General features: G+C 59.6%; 16 protein-coding genes. 9 read left to right on the top strand and 7 right to left on the bottom strand.

Annotated elements, in window-relative coordinates:
- Nucleotides 1–13: 13 nt before the first annotated feature.
- The 5 genes from C4J88_RS19800 to C4J88_RS19780 are packed head-to-tail and all read right to left on the bottom strand — an operon-like array spanning nucleotide 14 to nucleotide 5,492.
- Nucleotides 14–745, bottom strand: a complete 732-nt coding sequence (locus tag C4J88_RS19800; RefSeq protein ID WP_124407914.1) for an alanyl-tRNA editing protein — start codon at nucleotides 743–745, stop codon at nucleotides 14–16.
- Nucleotides 746–747: 2 nt separating this feature from the next.
- The gene (locus C4J88_RS19795; protein WP_124407913.1) at nucleotides 748–1,740 is read right to left on the bottom strand and encodes a serine O-acetyltransferase; all 993 of its coding nucleotides are present in this window, start codon (nucleotides 1,738–1,740) and stop codon (nucleotides 748–750) included.
- A 37-nt stretch (nucleotides 1,741–1,777) separates the two neighbouring features.
- Nucleotides 1,778–2,692 carry a PLP-dependent cysteine synthase family protein gene (locus C4J88_RS19790; RefSeq protein WP_124407912.1) on the bottom strand — a complete coding sequence of 305 codons (915 nt, stop codon included), beginning with the start codon at nucleotides 2,690–2,692 and terminating at the stop codon, nucleotides 1,778–1,780.
- Between the two features lie 14 nt (nucleotides 2,693–2,706).
- Nucleotides 2,707–4,563, bottom strand: coding sequence for a molybdopterin-synthase adenylyltransferase MoeB (gene moeB / locus C4J88_RS19785; protein WP_124407911.1), 1,857 nt, complete (start codon nucleotides 4,561–4,563; stop codon nucleotides 2,707–2,709).
- Nucleotides 4,564–4,598: 35 nt separating this feature from the next.
- Complete coding sequence (locus C4J88_RS19780; protein ID WP_164487745.1) at nucleotides 4,599–5,492, bottom strand: DMT family transporter; 894 nt, start codon at nucleotides 5,490–5,492, stop codon at nucleotides 4,599–4,601.
- A 160-nt stretch (nucleotides 5,493–5,652) separates the two neighbouring features.
- Between C4J88_RS19780 and C4J88_RS19775 the strand changes: the two genes are divergently transcribed.
- Nucleotides 5,653–7,077: a PLP-dependent aminotransferase family protein gene (locus tag C4J88_RS19775; RefSeq protein WP_124363937.1), complete on the top strand. Its 1,425-nt coding sequence runs from the start codon at nucleotides 5,653–5,655 to the stop codon at nucleotides 7,075–7,077.
- A 111-nt stretch (nucleotides 7,078–7,188) separates the two neighbouring features.
- On the opposite strand, the gene C4J88_RS19770 is transcribed toward C4J88_RS19775, so the two are convergent.
- On the bottom strand, nucleotides 7,189–8,007 hold the full coding sequence (locus C4J88_RS19770) for a pyruvate, water dikinase regulatory protein (protein WP_003193298.1): 819 nt from the start codon (nucleotides 8,005–8,007) through the stop codon (nucleotides 7,189–7,191).
- Between the two features lie 178 nt (nucleotides 8,008–8,185).
- Here C4J88_RS19770 and ppsA point away from each other — a divergent pair, with 178 nt between their 5' ends.
- The 8 genes from ppsA to C4J88_RS19730 all read left to right on the top strand — a co-directional run bounded on the left by ppsA (nucleotide 8,186) and on the right by C4J88_RS19730 (nucleotide 16,324).
- A complete protein-coding gene (gene ppsA, locus C4J88_RS19765) occupies nucleotides 8,186–10,561 on the top strand; it encodes a phosphoenolpyruvate synthase (RefSeq protein ID WP_124363936.1) in 2,376 nt (791 codons plus the stop codon).
- A gap of 106 nt (nucleotides 10,562–10,667) precedes the next feature.
- Nucleotides 10,668–11,657 carry an alpha/beta fold hydrolase gene (locus C4J88_RS19760; protein WP_124407909.1) on the top strand — a complete coding sequence of 330 codons (990 nt, stop codon included), beginning with the start codon at nucleotides 10,668–10,670 and terminating at the stop codon, nucleotides 11,655–11,657.
- A gap of 229 nt (nucleotides 11,658–11,886) precedes the next feature.
- Complete coding sequence (gene rraA, locus C4J88_RS19755; RefSeq protein WP_124363934.1) at nucleotides 11,887–12,378, top strand: ribonuclease E activity regulator RraA; 492 nt, start codon at nucleotides 11,887–11,889, stop codon at nucleotides 12,376–12,378.
- A gap of 24 nt (nucleotides 12,379–12,402) precedes the next feature.
- Nucleotides 12,403–13,398 carry a zinc transporter ZntB gene (locus tag C4J88_RS19750; protein WP_124407908.1) on the top strand — a complete coding sequence of 332 codons (996 nt, stop codon included), beginning with the start codon at nucleotides 12,403–12,405 and terminating at the stop codon, nucleotides 13,396–13,398.
- A gap of 87 nt (nucleotides 13,399–13,485) precedes the next feature.
- The gene (locus C4J88_RS19745) at nucleotides 13,486–13,731 is read left to right on the top strand and encodes a CrfX protein (RefSeq protein ID WP_124407907.1); all 246 of its coding nucleotides are present in this window, start codon (nucleotides 13,486–13,488) and stop codon (nucleotides 13,729–13,731) included.
- 2 nt (nucleotides 13,732–13,733) lie between these two features.
- Nucleotides 13,734–14,558, top strand: coding sequence for a mechanosensitive ion channel domain-containing protein (locus C4J88_RS19740; RefSeq protein ID WP_003193288.1), 825 nt, complete (start codon nucleotides 13,734–13,736; stop codon nucleotides 14,556–14,558).
- A gap of 87 nt (nucleotides 14,559–14,645) precedes the next feature.
- Nucleotides 14,646–15,236: an RNA polymerase sigma factor SigX gene (gene sigX, locus C4J88_RS19735; protein WP_003193286.1), complete on the top strand. Its 591-nt coding sequence runs from the start codon at nucleotides 14,646–14,648 to the stop codon at nucleotides 15,234–15,236.
- A 107-nt stretch (nucleotides 15,237–15,343) separates the two neighbouring features.
- Complete coding sequence (locus C4J88_RS19730) at nucleotides 15,344–16,324, top strand: OmpA family protein (protein ID WP_124367958.1); 981 nt, start codon at nucleotides 15,344–15,346, stop codon at nucleotides 16,322–16,324.
- Between the two features lie 60 nt (nucleotides 16,325–16,384).
- On the opposite strand, the gene cobA is transcribed toward C4J88_RS19730, so the two are convergent.
- On the bottom strand, nucleotides 16,385–17,128 hold the full coding sequence (cobA, locus tag C4J88_RS19725; RefSeq protein WP_124407906.1) for a uroporphyrinogen-III C-methyltransferase: 744 nt from the start codon (nucleotides 17,126–17,128) through the stop codon (nucleotides 16,385–16,387).
- Nucleotides 17,129–17,137: the final 9 nt, after the last annotated feature.

Raw genomic sequence — 17,137 nt, 5'->3', positions numbered from 1 at the left:
TTCTTGCTTGTGTTCAGCCTTCGAACCGCAAAATCACCCGACGGTTGTGCTTGCTCTTCTTCTCGATTTTCTCGCAGAACACCCGGCCGATTTCCTCGGTGTTGAGCACATGGGTGCCACCGCACGGCTGGATGTCGATGCCGGGAATCTCAATCACCCGTACGGAACCCTGGATGACCGGCGGCGCAACGGCCTGGGTGCGGGTGATCTGCAGCAGCGTCGAATATTCCGTAGCCGGCATCGACAGGGTTTTCACCGCGTGGGCCTGTTCGATCAAGGCGTTAAGGTCGCGGGTAATGGTGTCTTTATCCAGGGTCATTTCCGGCAGGTCGAAATCCAGGCGACCTTTGTCTGCACTGATACTGCATCCCGTCACCGGCGCGTCGATGATCGAGCACAGCAAGTGCAGGCAAGTATGCATCTTCATATGCTGGTAGCGCCGCTCCCAATCCAGGCCGGCGTCTACCTGGACGCCAGCGGTCAGGTGCGCGGGGCACTGTTCCACCTGATGCCAGATGATCGAGCGCAGCACCGGATCGCGCACCGTGCCGGTGACTGCCACGCGGGTGCCATCGGCCAGGGTGAGGTGGCCAGTGTCACCCGGTTGCCCACCGCCGGTGGGGTAGAACAGCGTGTGCTCCAGGGCGACGCCATGCTCGCTGACCGCAATCACCCGGGCGCTGAAGGCGTTTTGATAAGGTGCGCTGTCGAACAGCGCCAGGGTTTCCATGGTATGCACGGACATGTTCAACCTCCGACGATCAGTGGGCTGGTTTGCAGCAGGTGACGCACCATTGCGCTCAAGCCAGGGGGGGAGAGCAGGGTGATCTCGAACGCGGGGCCGCAGACTTTCAGATTCAGCGGCAGGCGCGGCAGTTGCTCGCCGGTATCGAGGCGGCGCAGGCGAAACTGCAGGTGATGACGCTCTTTCACCGTGGGTTCGAGCATCAGCCCTGGCAGCGGATGGAAGTCGGCGTCCAGCACCGTGACCTTATGGCCGGCATCCACCTCGCCGACCACGTGCAGGCGCTCATCCAGGGCGAATGCGCCAAGGTAGCTGCTGTGATCCGATTCATCGTTTTTCTGCAGCTGGATCTGGTTGACCACCTTGACCTTGGTGCCCGCCGGCACGTCCTGGGTAATGACACAGGAGGGGCTGATAAATACGTTGTCGCCGATCTGCACATAGCCCAGCACCCGTGCCCCGGCGCCGACCTCGACATTGTTGCCCAGGCGTGGATGGCGCTTGCCGTCCGGGTTGTTGGCGATACCGCGCGCGCCCAGGGTCACGCCACACAGGATGTAGCAGTCGTTACCGATCTCGCAGGTTTCGCCGATGACCGTGCCGTAGCCATGGTCCAGCACAAAGCGCCGGCCGATGCGCGCAGCCGGGTGAATCTCGGCCCCGGAGAGGATCTTGCCCTGGTTGCTGAGCTTGAGGGCGATGCGGGTAAAGACGCCGGGGGCGGGCTCCGGGAAATTCCACACCAGGTGCGCAAGCCGGTAGAACAACACCGCCTTGAACGAGGCGTAGGATTCCAGGATCAATTCGCCGCGCCCGCGCGAGGCCGGGTCGCGATAGGCGTAGGCGATCAAGTCCTCGGCCACCGCCTGGGCGGCAGTCTGCACCAGCGGCGCCAGGTGCGGTTCCAGTTGCTTCATCTGCGCAGGCGTCAGGGTTTGGATGAGGTGGGTCAGCAACTCATCGTGCAGCTGTTGCATGTCGATAAAGCCTCCCATGGAGGCACCCCCGCATTCTGGTTGGTTGGGTAACCGGTTATTCGAAACTGGGCAGGTAGCTGTCGGCATTGTCGTAGACCATGGTCAGCACCACCGTTTCGGGCGGCAGTTCCGGGGCGAGTTGGGCGACTGCGACCATGTTGGCGGCTGAGGACAGCCCCAGACTGATGGCGTCGGTGCGCATGATGCGTTTGATCATTTCCAGGCACGCCGAGTGCGACACCTTGAGCATGCCGTCCAGTACGTCCAGGTTGAGAATGCTCGGGATCAGCCCAATCGACAGGCCCTGGATGGCGTGCGAGGCGTGCTGGTCCTTGAGCAGGTCGCATTCCTCCGGCTCCACGCCCATCACGCGGATCGCCGGCCAGGCGGCCTTGAGGGTTTCGCCGATACCGGTGATATGCCCACCGGTGCCGATGCCGCTGACGAAGTAGTCCACACGCCGCTCACCGAAGGCGCGGATGATTTCCGGCGCGGTGGTGTCGCGGTGGGTTTGCGGGTTGGCGCCGTTGCGTTGCTGGTTGAGCATCACGTAGTTGGGATTTTCCAACTGCAGCTCCATGCACTTTTCGCCGTGGGAATTGTTACCGAGGCGGCTGTCCGACAGCACCACCCGGGCGCCGTACAGGCGCAGCAGCTTCTGTTTTTCGGGGCTGTAGTTGTCCGGAATCACCAGCACCACTTTGTAGCCAAGCACATTGCCCGCCATCACCAGGCCGATACCGGTATTGCCGCCGCTGGGTTCGATGATGGTCTGCCCGGAGTCGCGCATCAGCACGCCACGGCGTTCGGCGTCGAGGATCATGCCCAGGGCGATGCGCGCCTTGTGGCTGCCGCCCGGGTTGAGGGATTCCAGCTTGGCATAGACCTCAATGCCGAGGTCTTCGGAAAACTGCGCCAGACGTACGATCGGGGTATGGCCGATCACGTCGAGAATGGAGTTATGCAGCATCAGTCGGCCCCCGATCAGTACAGCGGCATGTCGGGTTCGACGTCGCGCACCCAGTGTTTCATGCCGCCCTGCAGCACCTTGGTATTGGCGAAGCCTGCGGCCAACAAGGTACTGGCGGCCTGCTCGGCACGGGTCCCGGCATAGCAGATCAGGTAATGGGTGTTGTCGCGGCTCAGGCTGTCGAGCTGTTCATCCAGCTCTGCCAGGGGGATGTGCACCACCCCCGGCAATTTGCACACTTCCAGTTCGCTGGCGTCACGCACGTCGAGCAAGACGTCGGCGCTGCGGTGGTTGTCGATCACTTGCTTGAGCACGCGGGGCTTGATGTAGCGTTCCTCGGCGAGGGACGGTTGGCTCGGCACCGCATCCGCGCACAGCGTCGGTGCGACGGCTTCGCTGTGGCGCCGTTCCGAGCAGCACGGGCAGTCGGCACGGCGCTTGAAGCGGATCTCGCTGAATTTCATCGCCAGCGCATCGAAGCGCATCAAGCGGCCGGACAAGGGTTCACCAATACCGATGAGCAATTTGATCGCCTCGGTCGCCTGGATCATCCCGACCACCCCCGGCAGCACGCCGATCACCCCACCGGCGTTGCAATTGGGCGCCAGTTCCGCAGGCGGTGCACTGGGAAACAGGCAGCGGTAGCAAGGCCCACCTTTATAGTTGAGTACGCTGATTTGTCCGTCGAAACGGTAGATGGCGCCGTACACCAAGGGTTTGCCCAATTGTACGCAGGCGTCATTGACCAGGTAGCGGGTCTCGAAATTGTCCGTGCCGTCGATCACCAGGTCATAGGCGCCCACCAGCTCCAGGGCGTTGTCGGCAGTGAGCGCAGTGTTGTGCGCGTTGATCTGGATGTGGCGGTTGAGGTCCTGCAAGCGTTGCTTGGCGGATTCCACCTTGGGCAGGCCCAGGGTGCTGTTGCCATGCACGATCTGGCGTTGCAGGTTGCTGCTTTCCACCACGTCGAAGTCCACCAGGCCCAGGGTGCCGATGCCGGCCGCTGCCAGGTAAAGACTGATGGGCGAGCCCAGGCCACCGGTGCCGATGATCAGCACCTTGGCCTTTTTCAGGTTCAACTGACCTTCACGGCCGACGCCGGGCAGGGTGATATGGCGGACGTAGCGTTGCACTTCCTCATTGCTCAGGGTGTCGATGCCGCCGGAGGTGGCGAGCAGCACTTCGATCCGGGCCTTTGCCGGCAAGCTGTCGTCAGCGTCGATCAGCTCCTCCTCGGCGGTGAACAGGAAGTGTTCCTTGAGCTGGTTGTTCTTCTCGTGAAACAGGTGCTGGCGCAACTGTGGGTGACTGTCGCAGAGGTTTTCAATGACTTCGCGCAATGTCGATCCGGCGCCCTCGAGGGTCGATTCCGGCAGCTTGGCCACGCGAACCAGAATGTCAGGGAAAGAGACAGCGTTCATGGACAACTCCGTGTGCAGGTCGTTGAAAGGTTGAAGGGCGAAATGCTTGCCATCCCAGGCAAACAGCTTTGACCCCAGGGCCTGGCCTTGGCGAACATCCACCACCAGGTAACTGACGGGATAGATCGGCTCGCCGAGAAACAGCGCCTTGTCCTGGTCTTCCTCGCTGAAATAGGCACCGACATCCGGGTGCGAGTGGTAGATCACCACCACCGGGTTGTCGCTGCGAAACGCCTTGTTCATCAACAAGGTGTCGGCGACTGAAAAGGTGTAGCCGCTGGCCGCGCTGCGCGGGTACATCTGCGGATTCTTGCGGTGCAACTCGTTCTGGATATTGCTGCCCAGGTACACGCTGCCATCGGCGAAGATGAAGCCACAGCATTCCTCGGGATAGCTGCGGCTTGCGTGGGCGTAGATCTGTTCCAGGGCTTCGGGGCGCAGGACGTCCATGTTTCTCTCGCGTCGCTGGGTGGGGGGTGGGGTGCTCAATTTTTCTTGGCCAGCAGTTTTTCGATCGGCAACTTGGTGATCGCAAAACCGCCCAGCAGGATCGCCGAGTACAGCATCAGGTCACGGGAAATTTCCACGCCTTCGTACCAGGCGCCGATGATCACCGCGAACACCGGAAAAATGATGAACACGAAGGACAAGATGATCGGGCTCAGGCGCTTGAGCAGCATGAAATACACAATGAAGCCGCCCACCGACGCCACCAGCCCGAGGTAGAACAGCGCGCTCCAGGAGCGCAGGGTGATGTCGTCGAAGGTCGGGGTCTCGAACCACAGGCCGGCCACGAACAGCATCAGCCCGGCAATGCCGATGGGCAGGGTGTTGTAGGTGATGACACTGATGGCGCTGCCTTTTTGCTTGGTAATCACGTAGCACAACGCGTGCATGATCGCGGCGGTCAGAATCGCCAATACGCCGAAAAACTCGGCGTGGTCCAGTTGCAGGCCCTGGCTTTTGATGATCATGTAGAGGCTGGCGAACCCGATGCCGATGCCGACCACCTGGGAGAGGTAGATGCGCTCACGCAGGAACAGCGCGGAGAAGATCAGGATGAACACCGGCATGCAGCTGAACAGCAGGGCGGTCAGGCCGGACGAGACATGCATCTCGCCGTAGTTGAGCAGGTAATAGGGAATGCTGAAGTAGGACAGGGTCACGAACACGAAGAACCAGCGGCTTTCTCGCGGAAACAGAATCGGCTCGCGGCGCACCATGGCAAAACACAGGAACAACGGGAAGGCGATCAGGAAGCGCAGGCCCGCAGAGGTCAGTGGCGGCACGCTTTCCACCGCGATCTTGATGCCCAGCCAGGTCGTGCCCCAGCTCAAGCACACGATCAGGAACATGACGCTCGTGATCAGGCCGGCCAGCCACTGTTTGTGGGTTTTGGTTTTTGCAGTGTTTTCAAGAACGGCGGACATTGGCATCGTTTATTGCTTCCCTGAGCCGGAATTGAACTCTATATTGAACTTGTTATAAGTGATTCAATCCGGTGATTGAACCCGCAAAAGCACACTATTAGGGCGAATGATGACTGTCAAAACAAATATTGACATGGTGTCAATTATGCGTGAGGGGTTGTCCAACGGTCAGGGCGTGAAGTACAAGCGCCTGTCCGATGTCATGGAAAGGGGCATCCTTGAAGGCACGATTGAACCGGGAAGAAAACTGCCGCCCCATCGGGTGCTTTCCGACAATCTGGGTGTCACCATCGGCACCATCAGCCGGGCCTACGGTGAGCTGGAGCGGTTAGGGTTGGTGGTGGCGCGTGTGGGTGACGGCACATTCGTGCGCAAGCGTGGGATGGAGCGCCAGCGTGATGAGGGCTTTCGCAATTTCAGCGAGGAGCCACGCCAGTACTTCGATATGAGCCGCAACATGCACATTCCCGGGCAGGAAACGGTGTTTCTCGCCCAGAGCTTCCAGACCCTGTCGACCAACGGCAAATTCCTCCAGGACATCAGCGCCTACACCCCGGACGCAGGCCTGCCGCGCTACCGTGAGGCCGGTGCGCAATGGCTGGTGCAACGCGACTTCCATCCGATTCCCGAGCAGGTCATCTGCGTCAATGGCGGCCAGCACGGCCTGCTCTGCGCGATGATGGCGTTGCTGCGCGCCGGCGACACGGTGGTCACCGAGCAACTGACTTACCCAGGGCTGATCACTGCCGCGCGTATGCTGGGTGTGCGGCTGATCGGGCTGGAAATGGACGAAGAAGGTGTGCTGCCGGGCGCACTGGATGAAGTCTGTCGTAATCACCGGGTTTCGGCGCTGTACTGCACACCGACCATCCAGAATCCTACGACGGCGGTGTTATCGGTGGCGCGCCGGGAGGCCTTGGTCAAAGTCTGTCGCGAACACAATCTGCTGATTCTCGAGGACGAGGCCCATGGCGTTTTGGTGGAAGACCGCCCGCCACCGTTGAGCGCCTTTGCGCCCGAGCGGACGATTTTGATCAGCAGCCTGAGCAAAGCGGTGTCGGCTGGGCTGCGCGTTGGCTACGTGCATGCGCCACCGGCGCTGGTCAGTCGGGTGTCGGCGGCGTTGCGTTCGACCTGCTGGATGGCCACCCCGGTGACCCTGGAGTTGGCGACCCAGTGGATCGAAAACGGCACGGCCGAATACCTGCTGCGCCAGCAGATCAACGAGATCAGCCGGCGCAAGGCGTTGGTCGAAGGCTTATTGAATGGACTGGCCTACCGTACTCACCTCAACAGCCCACACTTCTGGATCGAAGTGCCTGAACCCTGGCGCGCGTCGGAAATCGAGGCGGAGCTCAAACAGAACAATTACCTGATCGCGACCGCCGAGGCGTTCGCGGTGGGACAGACCGCAGTGCCGCAGTTCATCCGGGCGAGTATCTGTAATACGTCGGGGGATGATCAGCTGTTGCGCGAGGGCTTCGATGCGCTGGCGACCGCGCTGGGGCAGGGTGGCGGCAGGTTTCATCTGTAAGCCTGATGTACACCGGCCACCATGTGGGAGGGGGCTTGCCCCCGATGGCGCTGGATCAGCCGGTTAATTCGCCAACTGACACACCTCCGTCAAGAGCAAACCTCCCAAAGGCTACTTGAACCGTCGCTCCACACCTTTCTCCACCAAAATCTTCGCTGAAATCTCTTCCACCGAAAAATGCGTGGAATTGATGTGCGCAATATTCTCGCGCCGGAACAGATTTTCTACTTCACGCACTTCAAATTCGCACTGGGCGTAGCTGGAATAGCGGCTGTTGGGCTTGCGTTCATTGCGGATCGCAGTGAGCCGGTCCGGGTCGATGGTCAGGCCGAACAGCTTGTGGGAGTGCGCGCGCAGGGCGGCTGGCAGCGTCAGATGTTCCATGTCGTCTTCGGTCAGCGGGTAGTTGGCCGCGCGGATACCGAATTGCATGGCCATGTACAGGCAGGTAGGTGTCTTGCCGCAGCGCGACACGCCAACCAGGATCAGGTCGGCTTTGTCATAGTAATGCGTGCGAGCACCGTCATCATTGTCGAGGGCGAAGTTCACCGCCTCGATCCGCTCCATATAGTTGGAGTTATGCCCAATGGAATGAGACTTTCCGACGGAGTAAGAGGAATGTTCGCTCAGCTCCTGTTCCAATGGCGCCAGGAACGTGGAGAAAATGTCGATCATGAAACCATTCGACGTTGCGAGAATCTCACGAATGTCTTGATTGACGATGGTGTCGAAAATGATCGGGCGAAAGCCGTCTTTTTCAGCCGCCAGATTGATTTGTTGTACCATGGCCCGCGCTTTGTCCACGCTGTCTATATAAGGCCGTGTGAATTTGGCGAAGGTAATGTTTTCGAACTGCGCGAGCAGGCTCTGGCCTAGTGTTTCGGCCGTGATGCCGGTGCCATCGGAAATAAAGAAAGCAGATCGTTTCATTTGAGCCCTGGGCCTTAAGCTGATGGCGAATCTTGGATATGATAGGCGCGATTTTGCCGTCCCGCAGTGGGCCGCATTCTCACTTATTTTCCAGGTCCAGGCCACAAGCGCTGGCGTTCGCTCCTACTGAGCAAGCCGCGTCCTGAGCTTTTCCAACACAGAAAGTGGAGAGATCACCTTGGTAGAGTACGTAGTTTCCCTCGATAAGCTCGGCGTCCATGATGTAGAGCATGTGGGGGGCAAGAACGCATCCCTCGGCGAGATGATCAGTAATCTTGCAGGCGCCGGTGTCTCGGTGCCGGGTGGTTTTGCCACCACGGCCCAGGCTTACCGTGATTTCCTCGAGCTGAGCGGCCTCAACGCCCAGATCCACGCCGCGCTGGACGCCCTGGACGTCGATGACGTCAACGCCCTGGCCAAAACCGGCAGCCAGATCCGCCAATGGATCATGGACGCCGAGTTCCCCGAGAAGCTCAACGAAGAGATCCGCACCGCCTTCGCCACCTTGTCCGCCGGTAACCCGGATATGGCCGTCGCCGTGCGCTCCTCGGCCACCGCCGAAGATTTGCCGGACGCCTCGTTCGCCGGTCAGCAAGAGACCTTCCTCAACATCCGCGGCGTGGAAAACGTGATTCGCGCGGCCAAGGAAGTGTTTGCCTCGCTGTTCAACGACCGCGCCATTTCCTACCGCGTGCACCAGGGTTTCGACCACAAGCTGGTGGCCTTGTCTGCCGGTGTGCAGCGCATGGTGCGTTCCGAAACCGGCACCGCCGGCGTGATGTTCACCCTCGATACCGAATCGGGCTTCCGTGACGTGGTATTCATCACCGGCGCCTACGGCCTGGGCGAAACCGTCGTACAAGGCGCGGTGAATCCGGATGAATTCTACGTGCACAAGCACACCCTTGAGGCCGGCCGCCCGGCTATCCTGCGCCGCAACCTGGGCAGCAAGGCGATCAAGATGATCTACGGCGACGAGGCCAAGGCCGGTCGTTCCGTTAAAACTGTGGACGTCGACAAGGCCGAGCGCGCGCGTTTCTGCCTCTCCGACGCTGAAGTCAGCGAATTGGCCAAGCAAGCGATGATCATCGAGAAGCACTATAAGTGCCCGATGGACATCGAATGGGCCAAGGACGGTGATGACGGCAAGCTGTACATCGTGCAGGCCCGTCCCGAGACCGTTAAGAGCCGCACGTCGGCCAACGTCATGGAACGCTACCTGCTGAAAGAAACCGGCACGGTGCTGGTGGAAGGCCGCGCCATTGGCCAGCGCATCGGCGCCGGCAAGGTACGCATCATCAAGGACGTGTCCGAGATGGACAAGGTCCAGCCGGGTGACGTGCTGGTCTCCGACATGACCGACCCGGACTGGGAACCGGTGATGAAACGCGCCAGCGCCATCGTCACCAACCGTGGCGGGCGCACATGCCACGCGGCGATCATCGCCCGTGAGCTGGGCATTCCTGCGGTCGTCGGTTGCGGCAACGCCACCCAGCTGTTGAAAGACGGCCAGGGTGTGACCGTGTCCTGCGCCGAAGGCGACACCGGTTTCATTTTCGAAGGCGAGCTGGGCTTCGACATCAAGCAGAACTCCATCGACGCCATGCCGGACCTGCCGTTCAAGATCATGATGAACGTCGGCAACCCGGACCGCGCCTTCGACTTCGCGCAGTTGCCGAACGCCGGTGTGGGCCTGGCCCGCCTGGAGTTCATCATCAACCGCATGATCGGCGTGCACCCCAAGGCCCTGTTGAACTACGACGGCCTGCCGCTGGACATCAAGGAAAGCGTCGACAAGCGCATCGCCGGCTACAACGACCCGGTGGGCTTCTATGTCGAGAAGCTGGTGGAAGGCATCAGCACCCTGGCGGCAGCGTTCTACCCGAAAAAGGTCATCGTGCGCCTGTCGGACTTCAAGTCCAACGAATACGCGAACCTGATCGGCGGCAAGCTCTACGAGCCGGAAGAAGAAAACCCGATGCTGGGCTTCCGTGGCGCCTCGCGTTATATCAGCGAAGCGTTCCGTGACTGCTTCGAACTCGAATGCCGCGCCCTCAAGCGTGTGCGCAACGAGATGGGGCTGACCAACGTCGAAATCATGGTGCCGTTCGTGCGCACCCTGGGTGAGGCGAGCCAGGTGGTCGACCTGCTGGCTGAAAACGGTTTGACGCGCGGCGAGAACGGCCTGCGGGTCATCATGATGTGCGAGCTGCCGTCCAACGCCATCCTGGCCGAGGAGTTCCTGGAATTCTTCGACGGTTTCTCCATCGGCTCCAACGACCTGACCCAGCTGACCCTGGGCCTGGACCGCGACTCCGGGATCATCGCTCACCTGTTCGACGAGCGAAACCCTGCGGTCAAGAAGCTGCTGGCCAACGCTATCCAGGCGTGTAACAAGGCCGGCAAGTACATCGGTATCTGCGGTCAGGGCCCTTCCGATCACCCTGACCTGGCTAAGTGGCTGATGGAACAGGGCATCGAAAGCGTCTCGCTGAACCCCGACTCCGTGCTGGAAACCTGGTTCTTCCTCGCCGAAGGCCAAGCGCCCGCTTAACGTCGCTACGTCAAAAGTGCCGGTCACTCGTTGAGGGTGACCGGCATTCTTATCTGTACAGGGCGGAACTCCTACCGGACGCCGCCCTTTTTTGTGCAAGAAGATTATGCAAAGCAGCAGTAACCTGTTTCCCGTCGCCCTGATCAGCGCTGAACGTCGTGGCGACCTGAGTGAAGATGTGTACCGCCTCAAACCCGGTAACAGCCCCGACGCTACCGTCGAGCTGGCGGTTACCCGTCTGGGCCTGGCCGATGTCCCGGAAAACCGGGGCACGCCGGTTATTTTCTTGCATGGCAGTTTTTCCAATCGGCGCTTCTGGTATTCGCCCAAGGGCATAGGCCTGGGAGCTCACCTGGCACGCCAGGGGTTTGATGTATGGATCCCGGAAATGCGCGGCCATGGCCTGTCCAAGCGCAACCACGACTACGCCCGCAACCGTGTCGCCGGCTACGCCCGTTACGATTTGCCGGCCATTGGTGCATTTGTGCACGAGCAAAGCGGGCAGGCTGCGCACTGGATCGGGCATTCCCTCGGCGCCACCACGTTGGTTGCCGCGCTGGGCGGGCAATACCTGAGCGCGCAGTGGGTGGCTTCGGTGGCGATCTTTGGTTGCCAGGTCAGCCGCACCCATTGGCCGTTGAAAATCCCTCCGGTGGAATGGGGCGGCCGATTTATCTTGAAGCGTCTTGCCCAGGTGTCCGGCCCACGATTCAAACGCGGGCCCGAGGACGAGCCGGCCGGCGTGATGATCGAAGTCATGCGATGGAATGGCCTGTTCGGCCGCTTTGGCGACGCCGAGCGTGATTGGTGGAAAGGCCTGGCAGAAGTCGACGTGCCGCTGTTGGCGGTCAGCGCGGCGGGCGACCGGCAAGATCCGGACTGGGCGTGTCGCAAGCTGTTCGAGCAATTCGGCAGCGAACATCGCCAATACCTGTGCCTGGGGCGTCGGCAGGGTTTCAGCGAGGATTTCGGGCATGTACAAATGCTGGTCAGCAAAGCCGCACAGGCCGAAGTGTGGCCGTTGGTGGAACGTTGGTTGAAAGACCCGTTGACACCTTTGTTCGGCTCCCGGCCCGAGGTGGCTGTTGCGGTTTAACGAAGCGCTCTACCGGGGCGTTTCACTCTTATGTGGTTGCGGCTAAGATATGACGCCTCAGACGCCTCTGGTCATATTCAGTCGCGTAACGGCCATTGCGTTACGCGCAGGTGAGTCTGATCATGGCCGCCATTACCGGCCAAGCCCTTAAAGAATGCCTGTTGCAAGACGTTTTTCTGATGTACACCCTGGGATGTCCGACCTCATTTTTGACGACTGGAGTTTCTCGATGAACCATTACGTGACCCCCGACCTGTGCGACGCGTACCCGGAGCTGGTACAGGTGGTCGAGCCGATGTTCAGCAACTTCGGTGGCCGAGATTCCTTCGGCGGCGAAATTGTCACCATCAAGTGCTTCGAAGATAACTCCCTGGTTAAGGAACAGGCCGAGCAGCCCGGCACCGGCAAGGTGTTGGTGGTCGATGGCGGTGGTTCGCTGCGGCGTGCGTTGCTGGGTGACCTGATCGCCGAGAAAGCCGCGAAAAACGGCTGGGAAGGCATGGTGATCTACGGGTGCATCCGCGACGTCGATGTGATTGCCCAGACCGATCTGGGCGTGCAGGCCCTGGCTTCCCATCCTATGAAAACCGACAAGCGCGGCCTTGGCGACCTGAACGTGGTGGTGACCTTTGCGGGCGTGACGTTCCGCCCAGGCGAATACGTGTATGCCGATAACAACGGTGTGATCGTCTCGCCCAGCCCACTGAAAATGCCTGAATAAACGCAGTAGCCGAAAGGGGTGAGGATGTTCGAGGAAGAAAACGCGCAATGGGGGCTGGTGCATGCCCTGGTGCTGGACGGTAAAGGCGGTGCGCGTTCGATTGCCCGGACTGAGCTTGACGCGTTGCAACTGCAGCCTCAGGAGAGCCTGTGGCTGCATTGGGACCGCAGCCACCCTCAAACCCAGACCTGGCTGCGCAAATCCAGCGGTTTGAGCGAATTTGCGTGTGACCTCCTGCTGGAAGAAAACACCCGCCCGCGGCTGCTGCCGTTACCGGATGCCGAACTGCTGCTGTTTTTGCGTGGGATCAATCTCAATCCCGGCGCGGAACCGGAGGATATGGTTTCGGTACGTATCTTCGCAGCTGCCAGTCGTGTGATTTCCCTGCGTTTGCGCCCGCTACGCGCCACCGATGAGCTGCTGGTGCAACTGGCCGAGGGTAAGGGGCCAAGAACTGCGTCTGAACTCATCCTTTATATGGCGCAGTACCTGACCAACAAAGTGCAGGATCTGGTCACCGGGCTGTCCGAAATTGTCGATTCCGAGGAAGAAAAACTCGATGCCGACGAACGGTATACGCCGGAGCACGGCAGCGTCTTGCAGATCCGTCGGCGAGCGGCCGGGCTCAAGCGTTTTCTGGCGCCGCAACGGGATATTTTCGCGCAACTGACGCGGATCAAACTGGCGTGGTTCTGTGAAGACGACGCCGACTACTGGAACGAATTGCACAACAGCCTGACCCGTTACCTGGAAGAGCTCGAATTGGCCAGGGAGCGCGTGGGGCTTGTGCTTGAGGCAGAAGACCGGCGCTTGAGCCTGCGCATGAACCGCACGATGTACCGTTTCGGAATCATCACCGGCATCTTCTTGCCGATGAGTTTTTTGACCGGCCTGCTGGGCATCAATGTGGGGGGGATACCGTTTTCCAGCAGCCCCTACGGATTCATGATTGCCTGCCTGCTGATGGTCTGCGTGGCCTTGGGGCAATGGTGGTTGTTTCGACGGTTGCGCTGGGTTTGAACTGAATATGAGCTGAGCGTAGGAAAGGGCCGATGTGACCCGATGAATTTTACCCTCGTCTTTTAAATCACTTGCGAGAGGTCTCTTATGCACGATCCGTTCGAACAGTCTTTGCGTGACATGCTCAATGCTTCGCCATCCAACCGTGATGACGACGCTTGCCTGGGTCGCGTACTGAAAACCGCCAACCGTCGGGTAGGGGCGGGTGACCTGTTCGGTCTGCTCGGGCGCTGGGTGCCGGCATTGATGATGGCCCTGAACAACGGTTCGGCCCATGTGTCACCGGTTTCCCGTAGTAAACCTCTTGCTCGCACTGCTGATAAGGCTGACTGAATATGGAACTTGATCTCTGGACCCAGAGCCTGGTCACCGCGATGACCGCATTGTGGACCAAGGTGGCGAATTTCATTCCCAACCTGTTTGGTGCCCTGGTCCTGGTATTGCTGGGCTTTGTCGTGGCCAAGTTGCTCGACACCCTGCTGTCCAAATTGCTCGCCAAACTCGGGCTGGATCGCCTGATGGCCGGCACCGGCCTGACCAAGCTGCTGGGCCGCGCCGGGCTGCAAGTGCCGATCTCTACGCTGATCGGCAAGATCGTTTATTGGTTCGTTCTACTGATTTTCCTGGTTTCTGCGGCTCAGTCCCTTGGACTTGAGCGAGTTTCAGCTACGCTCGACATGCTGGCACTGTATTTGCCGAAAGTTTTCGGCGGCGCGCTGGTGTTGCTGGTCGGTGTTTTGCTCGCGCAACTGGCCAATGGCCTGGTGCGCGGAGCCGCTGAAGGCGTCGGGCTGGACTACGCGGCAGGCCTGGGGCGAATTGCCCAGGGGCTGGTGATCATCATCAGCATTTCCGTCGCGATCAGCCAGCTGGAGGTCAAGACTGACCTGCTGAACCACGTTATTGTGATCGTTTTGATTACCGTTGGTCTGGCCGTTGCGCTGGCCATGGGGTTGGGAAGCCGGGAAATTGCCGGTCAGATTCTTGCGGGAATCTATGTGCGTGAGCTATATCAAGTTGGGCAACAGGTGCGTGTGGGCGAGGTCGAAGGGCAAATCGAGGAGATCGGCACAGTCAAGACGACCGTGCTGACCGATGACGGAGAACTGGTGTCGCTGTCCAACCGGATTCTCCTGGAGCAGCAGGTCAGTAGCCGCTAAACCGGCAAACCCTGCTAATGTACGCCGCCGCGAACCCGGCTGACCGGGTTGCAGCGGACATTGACCTGACTGCCGGCACGACTTGTTTTGAATAAAGCCCAAACGCTGTCCACGCGCTATGACCCCCGTGAGCTCTCTGATGAGGAGTTGGTCGCGCGTTCGCACACGGAGCTGTTTCACGTAACACGCGCGTACGAAGAATTGATGCGCAGGTATCAACGCACTCTGTTCAACGTTTGTTCAAGGTATTTGGGGAACGATAGAGATGCGGATGATGTCTGTCAGGAAGTGATGCTCAAGGTGCTGTACGGCCTGAAGAACTTCGAGGGCAAATCGAAGTTCAAGACCTGGCTCTACAGCATCACCTACAACGAGTGCATCACGCAGTATCGGAAGGAACGGCGAAAGCGTCGCTTGATGGACGCTTTGAGTCTGGACCCCCTTGAGGAGGCGTCTGAGGAAAAGGCGCCGGCACCCGAGGAAAAGGGCGGACTTGATCGCTGGCTGGTGCATGTGAACCCGATTGACCGTGAAATTCTGGTGCTACGTTTCGTCGCAGAATTGGAATTTCAGGAAATCGCTGACATCATGCATATGGGCTTGAGTGCTACAAAAATGCGTTACAAACGTGCTCTTGATAAATTACGTGAGAAATTTGCGGGCGAGACTGAAACTTAGTGCGTAGCAAATATCTCTTACGTGTAGGCAAGTTCTGTTAGACTTGTCGCCGAGTTGTCCCCCGGTTTGTGGGACTGCTTTACAATCACCAGATGGGGATTTAACGGATGAAACTGAAAAACACCTTGGGCTTGGCCATTGGTTCTCTTATTGCCGCTACTTCTTTCGGCGTTCTGGCACAAGGCCAAGGCGCAGTTGAAGGCGAGCTGTTCTACAAGAAGCAGTACAACGATAGCGTCAAGCACATCGAAGACGGCTTCAATCCTGGCGCTCGCATCGGTTACTTCTTGACCGACGACCTGTCCTTGAACCTGTCCTACGACAAGACTAACCACACCCGTTCGAACGACGGTACTGGTAGCCAGAAGATCAAAGGTGATACCGGCAGCCTGGTTGCCCAATATCACTTCGGTCAAGCTGGCGTTGACAGCCTGCGTCCATACGTTGAAGGCGGTTTCGGCCACCAGAGCCGTGGCAACGTAAAAGCTGACGGTCACAGCGGTCGCGATCAGACTACTTTCGCTACCATCGGTACCGGCGTGAAGTACTACTTCACCAACAACCTGTACGCTCGTGCTGGCGTTGAAGCTGACTACGGTCTGGACAACGGCAAGTGGGACTACTCCGCACTGGTTGGCCTGGGTGTGAACTTCGGCGGTAACGCTGGCGCAGCTGCTCCAGCTCCTACCCCAGCACCAGCTCCAGAGCCAGTTCCAGAGCCAGAAGCTCCGGTTGCTCAGGTTGTTCGTGTTGAGCTGGACGTTAAGTTCGACTTCGACAAGGCCGTTGTTAAGCCTAACAGCTACGGCGACGTCAAAAACCTGGCCGACTTCATGGCTCAGTACCCAGACACCAACGTAGAAGTTGCTGGTCACACTGACTCCGTAGGTCCAGACGCTTACAACCAGAAGCTGTCCCAGCGTCGTGCTGACGCTGTTAAGCAAGTCCTGGTTAAAGATGGCGTAGCTCCTAGCCGCATCACTTCCGTAGGTTACGGCGAATCCCGCCCAGTTGCTGACAACGCAACTGAAGCTGGTCGCGCTGTAAACCGTCGCGTAGAAGCAGCGGTTGAAGCTCAAGCTAAGTAATTAGCCGAGTTTCACAAAAAGCCCGGCTTAGGCCGGGCTTTTTTTCGCCTGCGATTTGCCTCAGGCGCTGGCGGCTGCTGCGGCGCAAGCCATCTGGGCTGCGCTGGCAACACGGCCAATCACCAGGATTGCCGGGCTCTTCAGCGCAAACGCCTGCGCGTCTTCATGCATGGCGGCGAGGTCGCTACGGCATTCGCGCTGTTCGGGCAACGACGCATTTTCGATCATCGCCACCGGCATATCCGCAGCCATGCCACCTTCCAGCAACTGTTGCCGAATCTCTTCCAGCTTGGCGACGCCCATATACACCACCAGCGTCGTGCCCCCCTCGGCCAGTGCGCGCCAATTCAGGCTGCTGTCGTCCTGGGTATGCGCCGTGACCAGCGTCACGCCACGGCTTACACCGCGCAACGTCAACGGGATATCGCAATTCGTCGCTCCGGCCAGCCCTGAGGTGATGCCGTTGACTAACTCCACCTCGACTCCACGCTCGCGCAGCCAGGTTGCTTCCTCACCACCCCGGCCGAAAATGCACGGGTCGCCACCTTTAAGCCGCACCACGCACTTGCCCTGGCGCGCGTAACGCAGCATCAGGCGGTGAATAAAATCCTGCGGCGTGGAACGACAGCCGCCACGCTTGCCGACGGTGATCACTCGCGCATCGGCACAGTGTTCCAGCACGGCGGGGTTGACCAGATCGTCAATCAGCACCACATCCGCTTCATGCAGGGCCCTTACCGCTTTGAGGGTGAGCAATTCCGGATCACCGGGCCCGGCGCCTACCAGCCAAACTTTTGCGCTCATGTTGTTACC

Origin of the sequence: Pseudomonas sp. R4-39-08 (assembly GCF_003852275.1) — a bacterium.
GTDB lineage: Bacteria > Pseudomonadota > Gammaproteobacteria > Pseudomonadales > Pseudomonadaceae > Aquipseudomonas.
The sequence above is the reverse complement of the archived record's forward strand: the minus strand, read 5'-3'. Positions and strand labels throughout refer to the sequence as shown.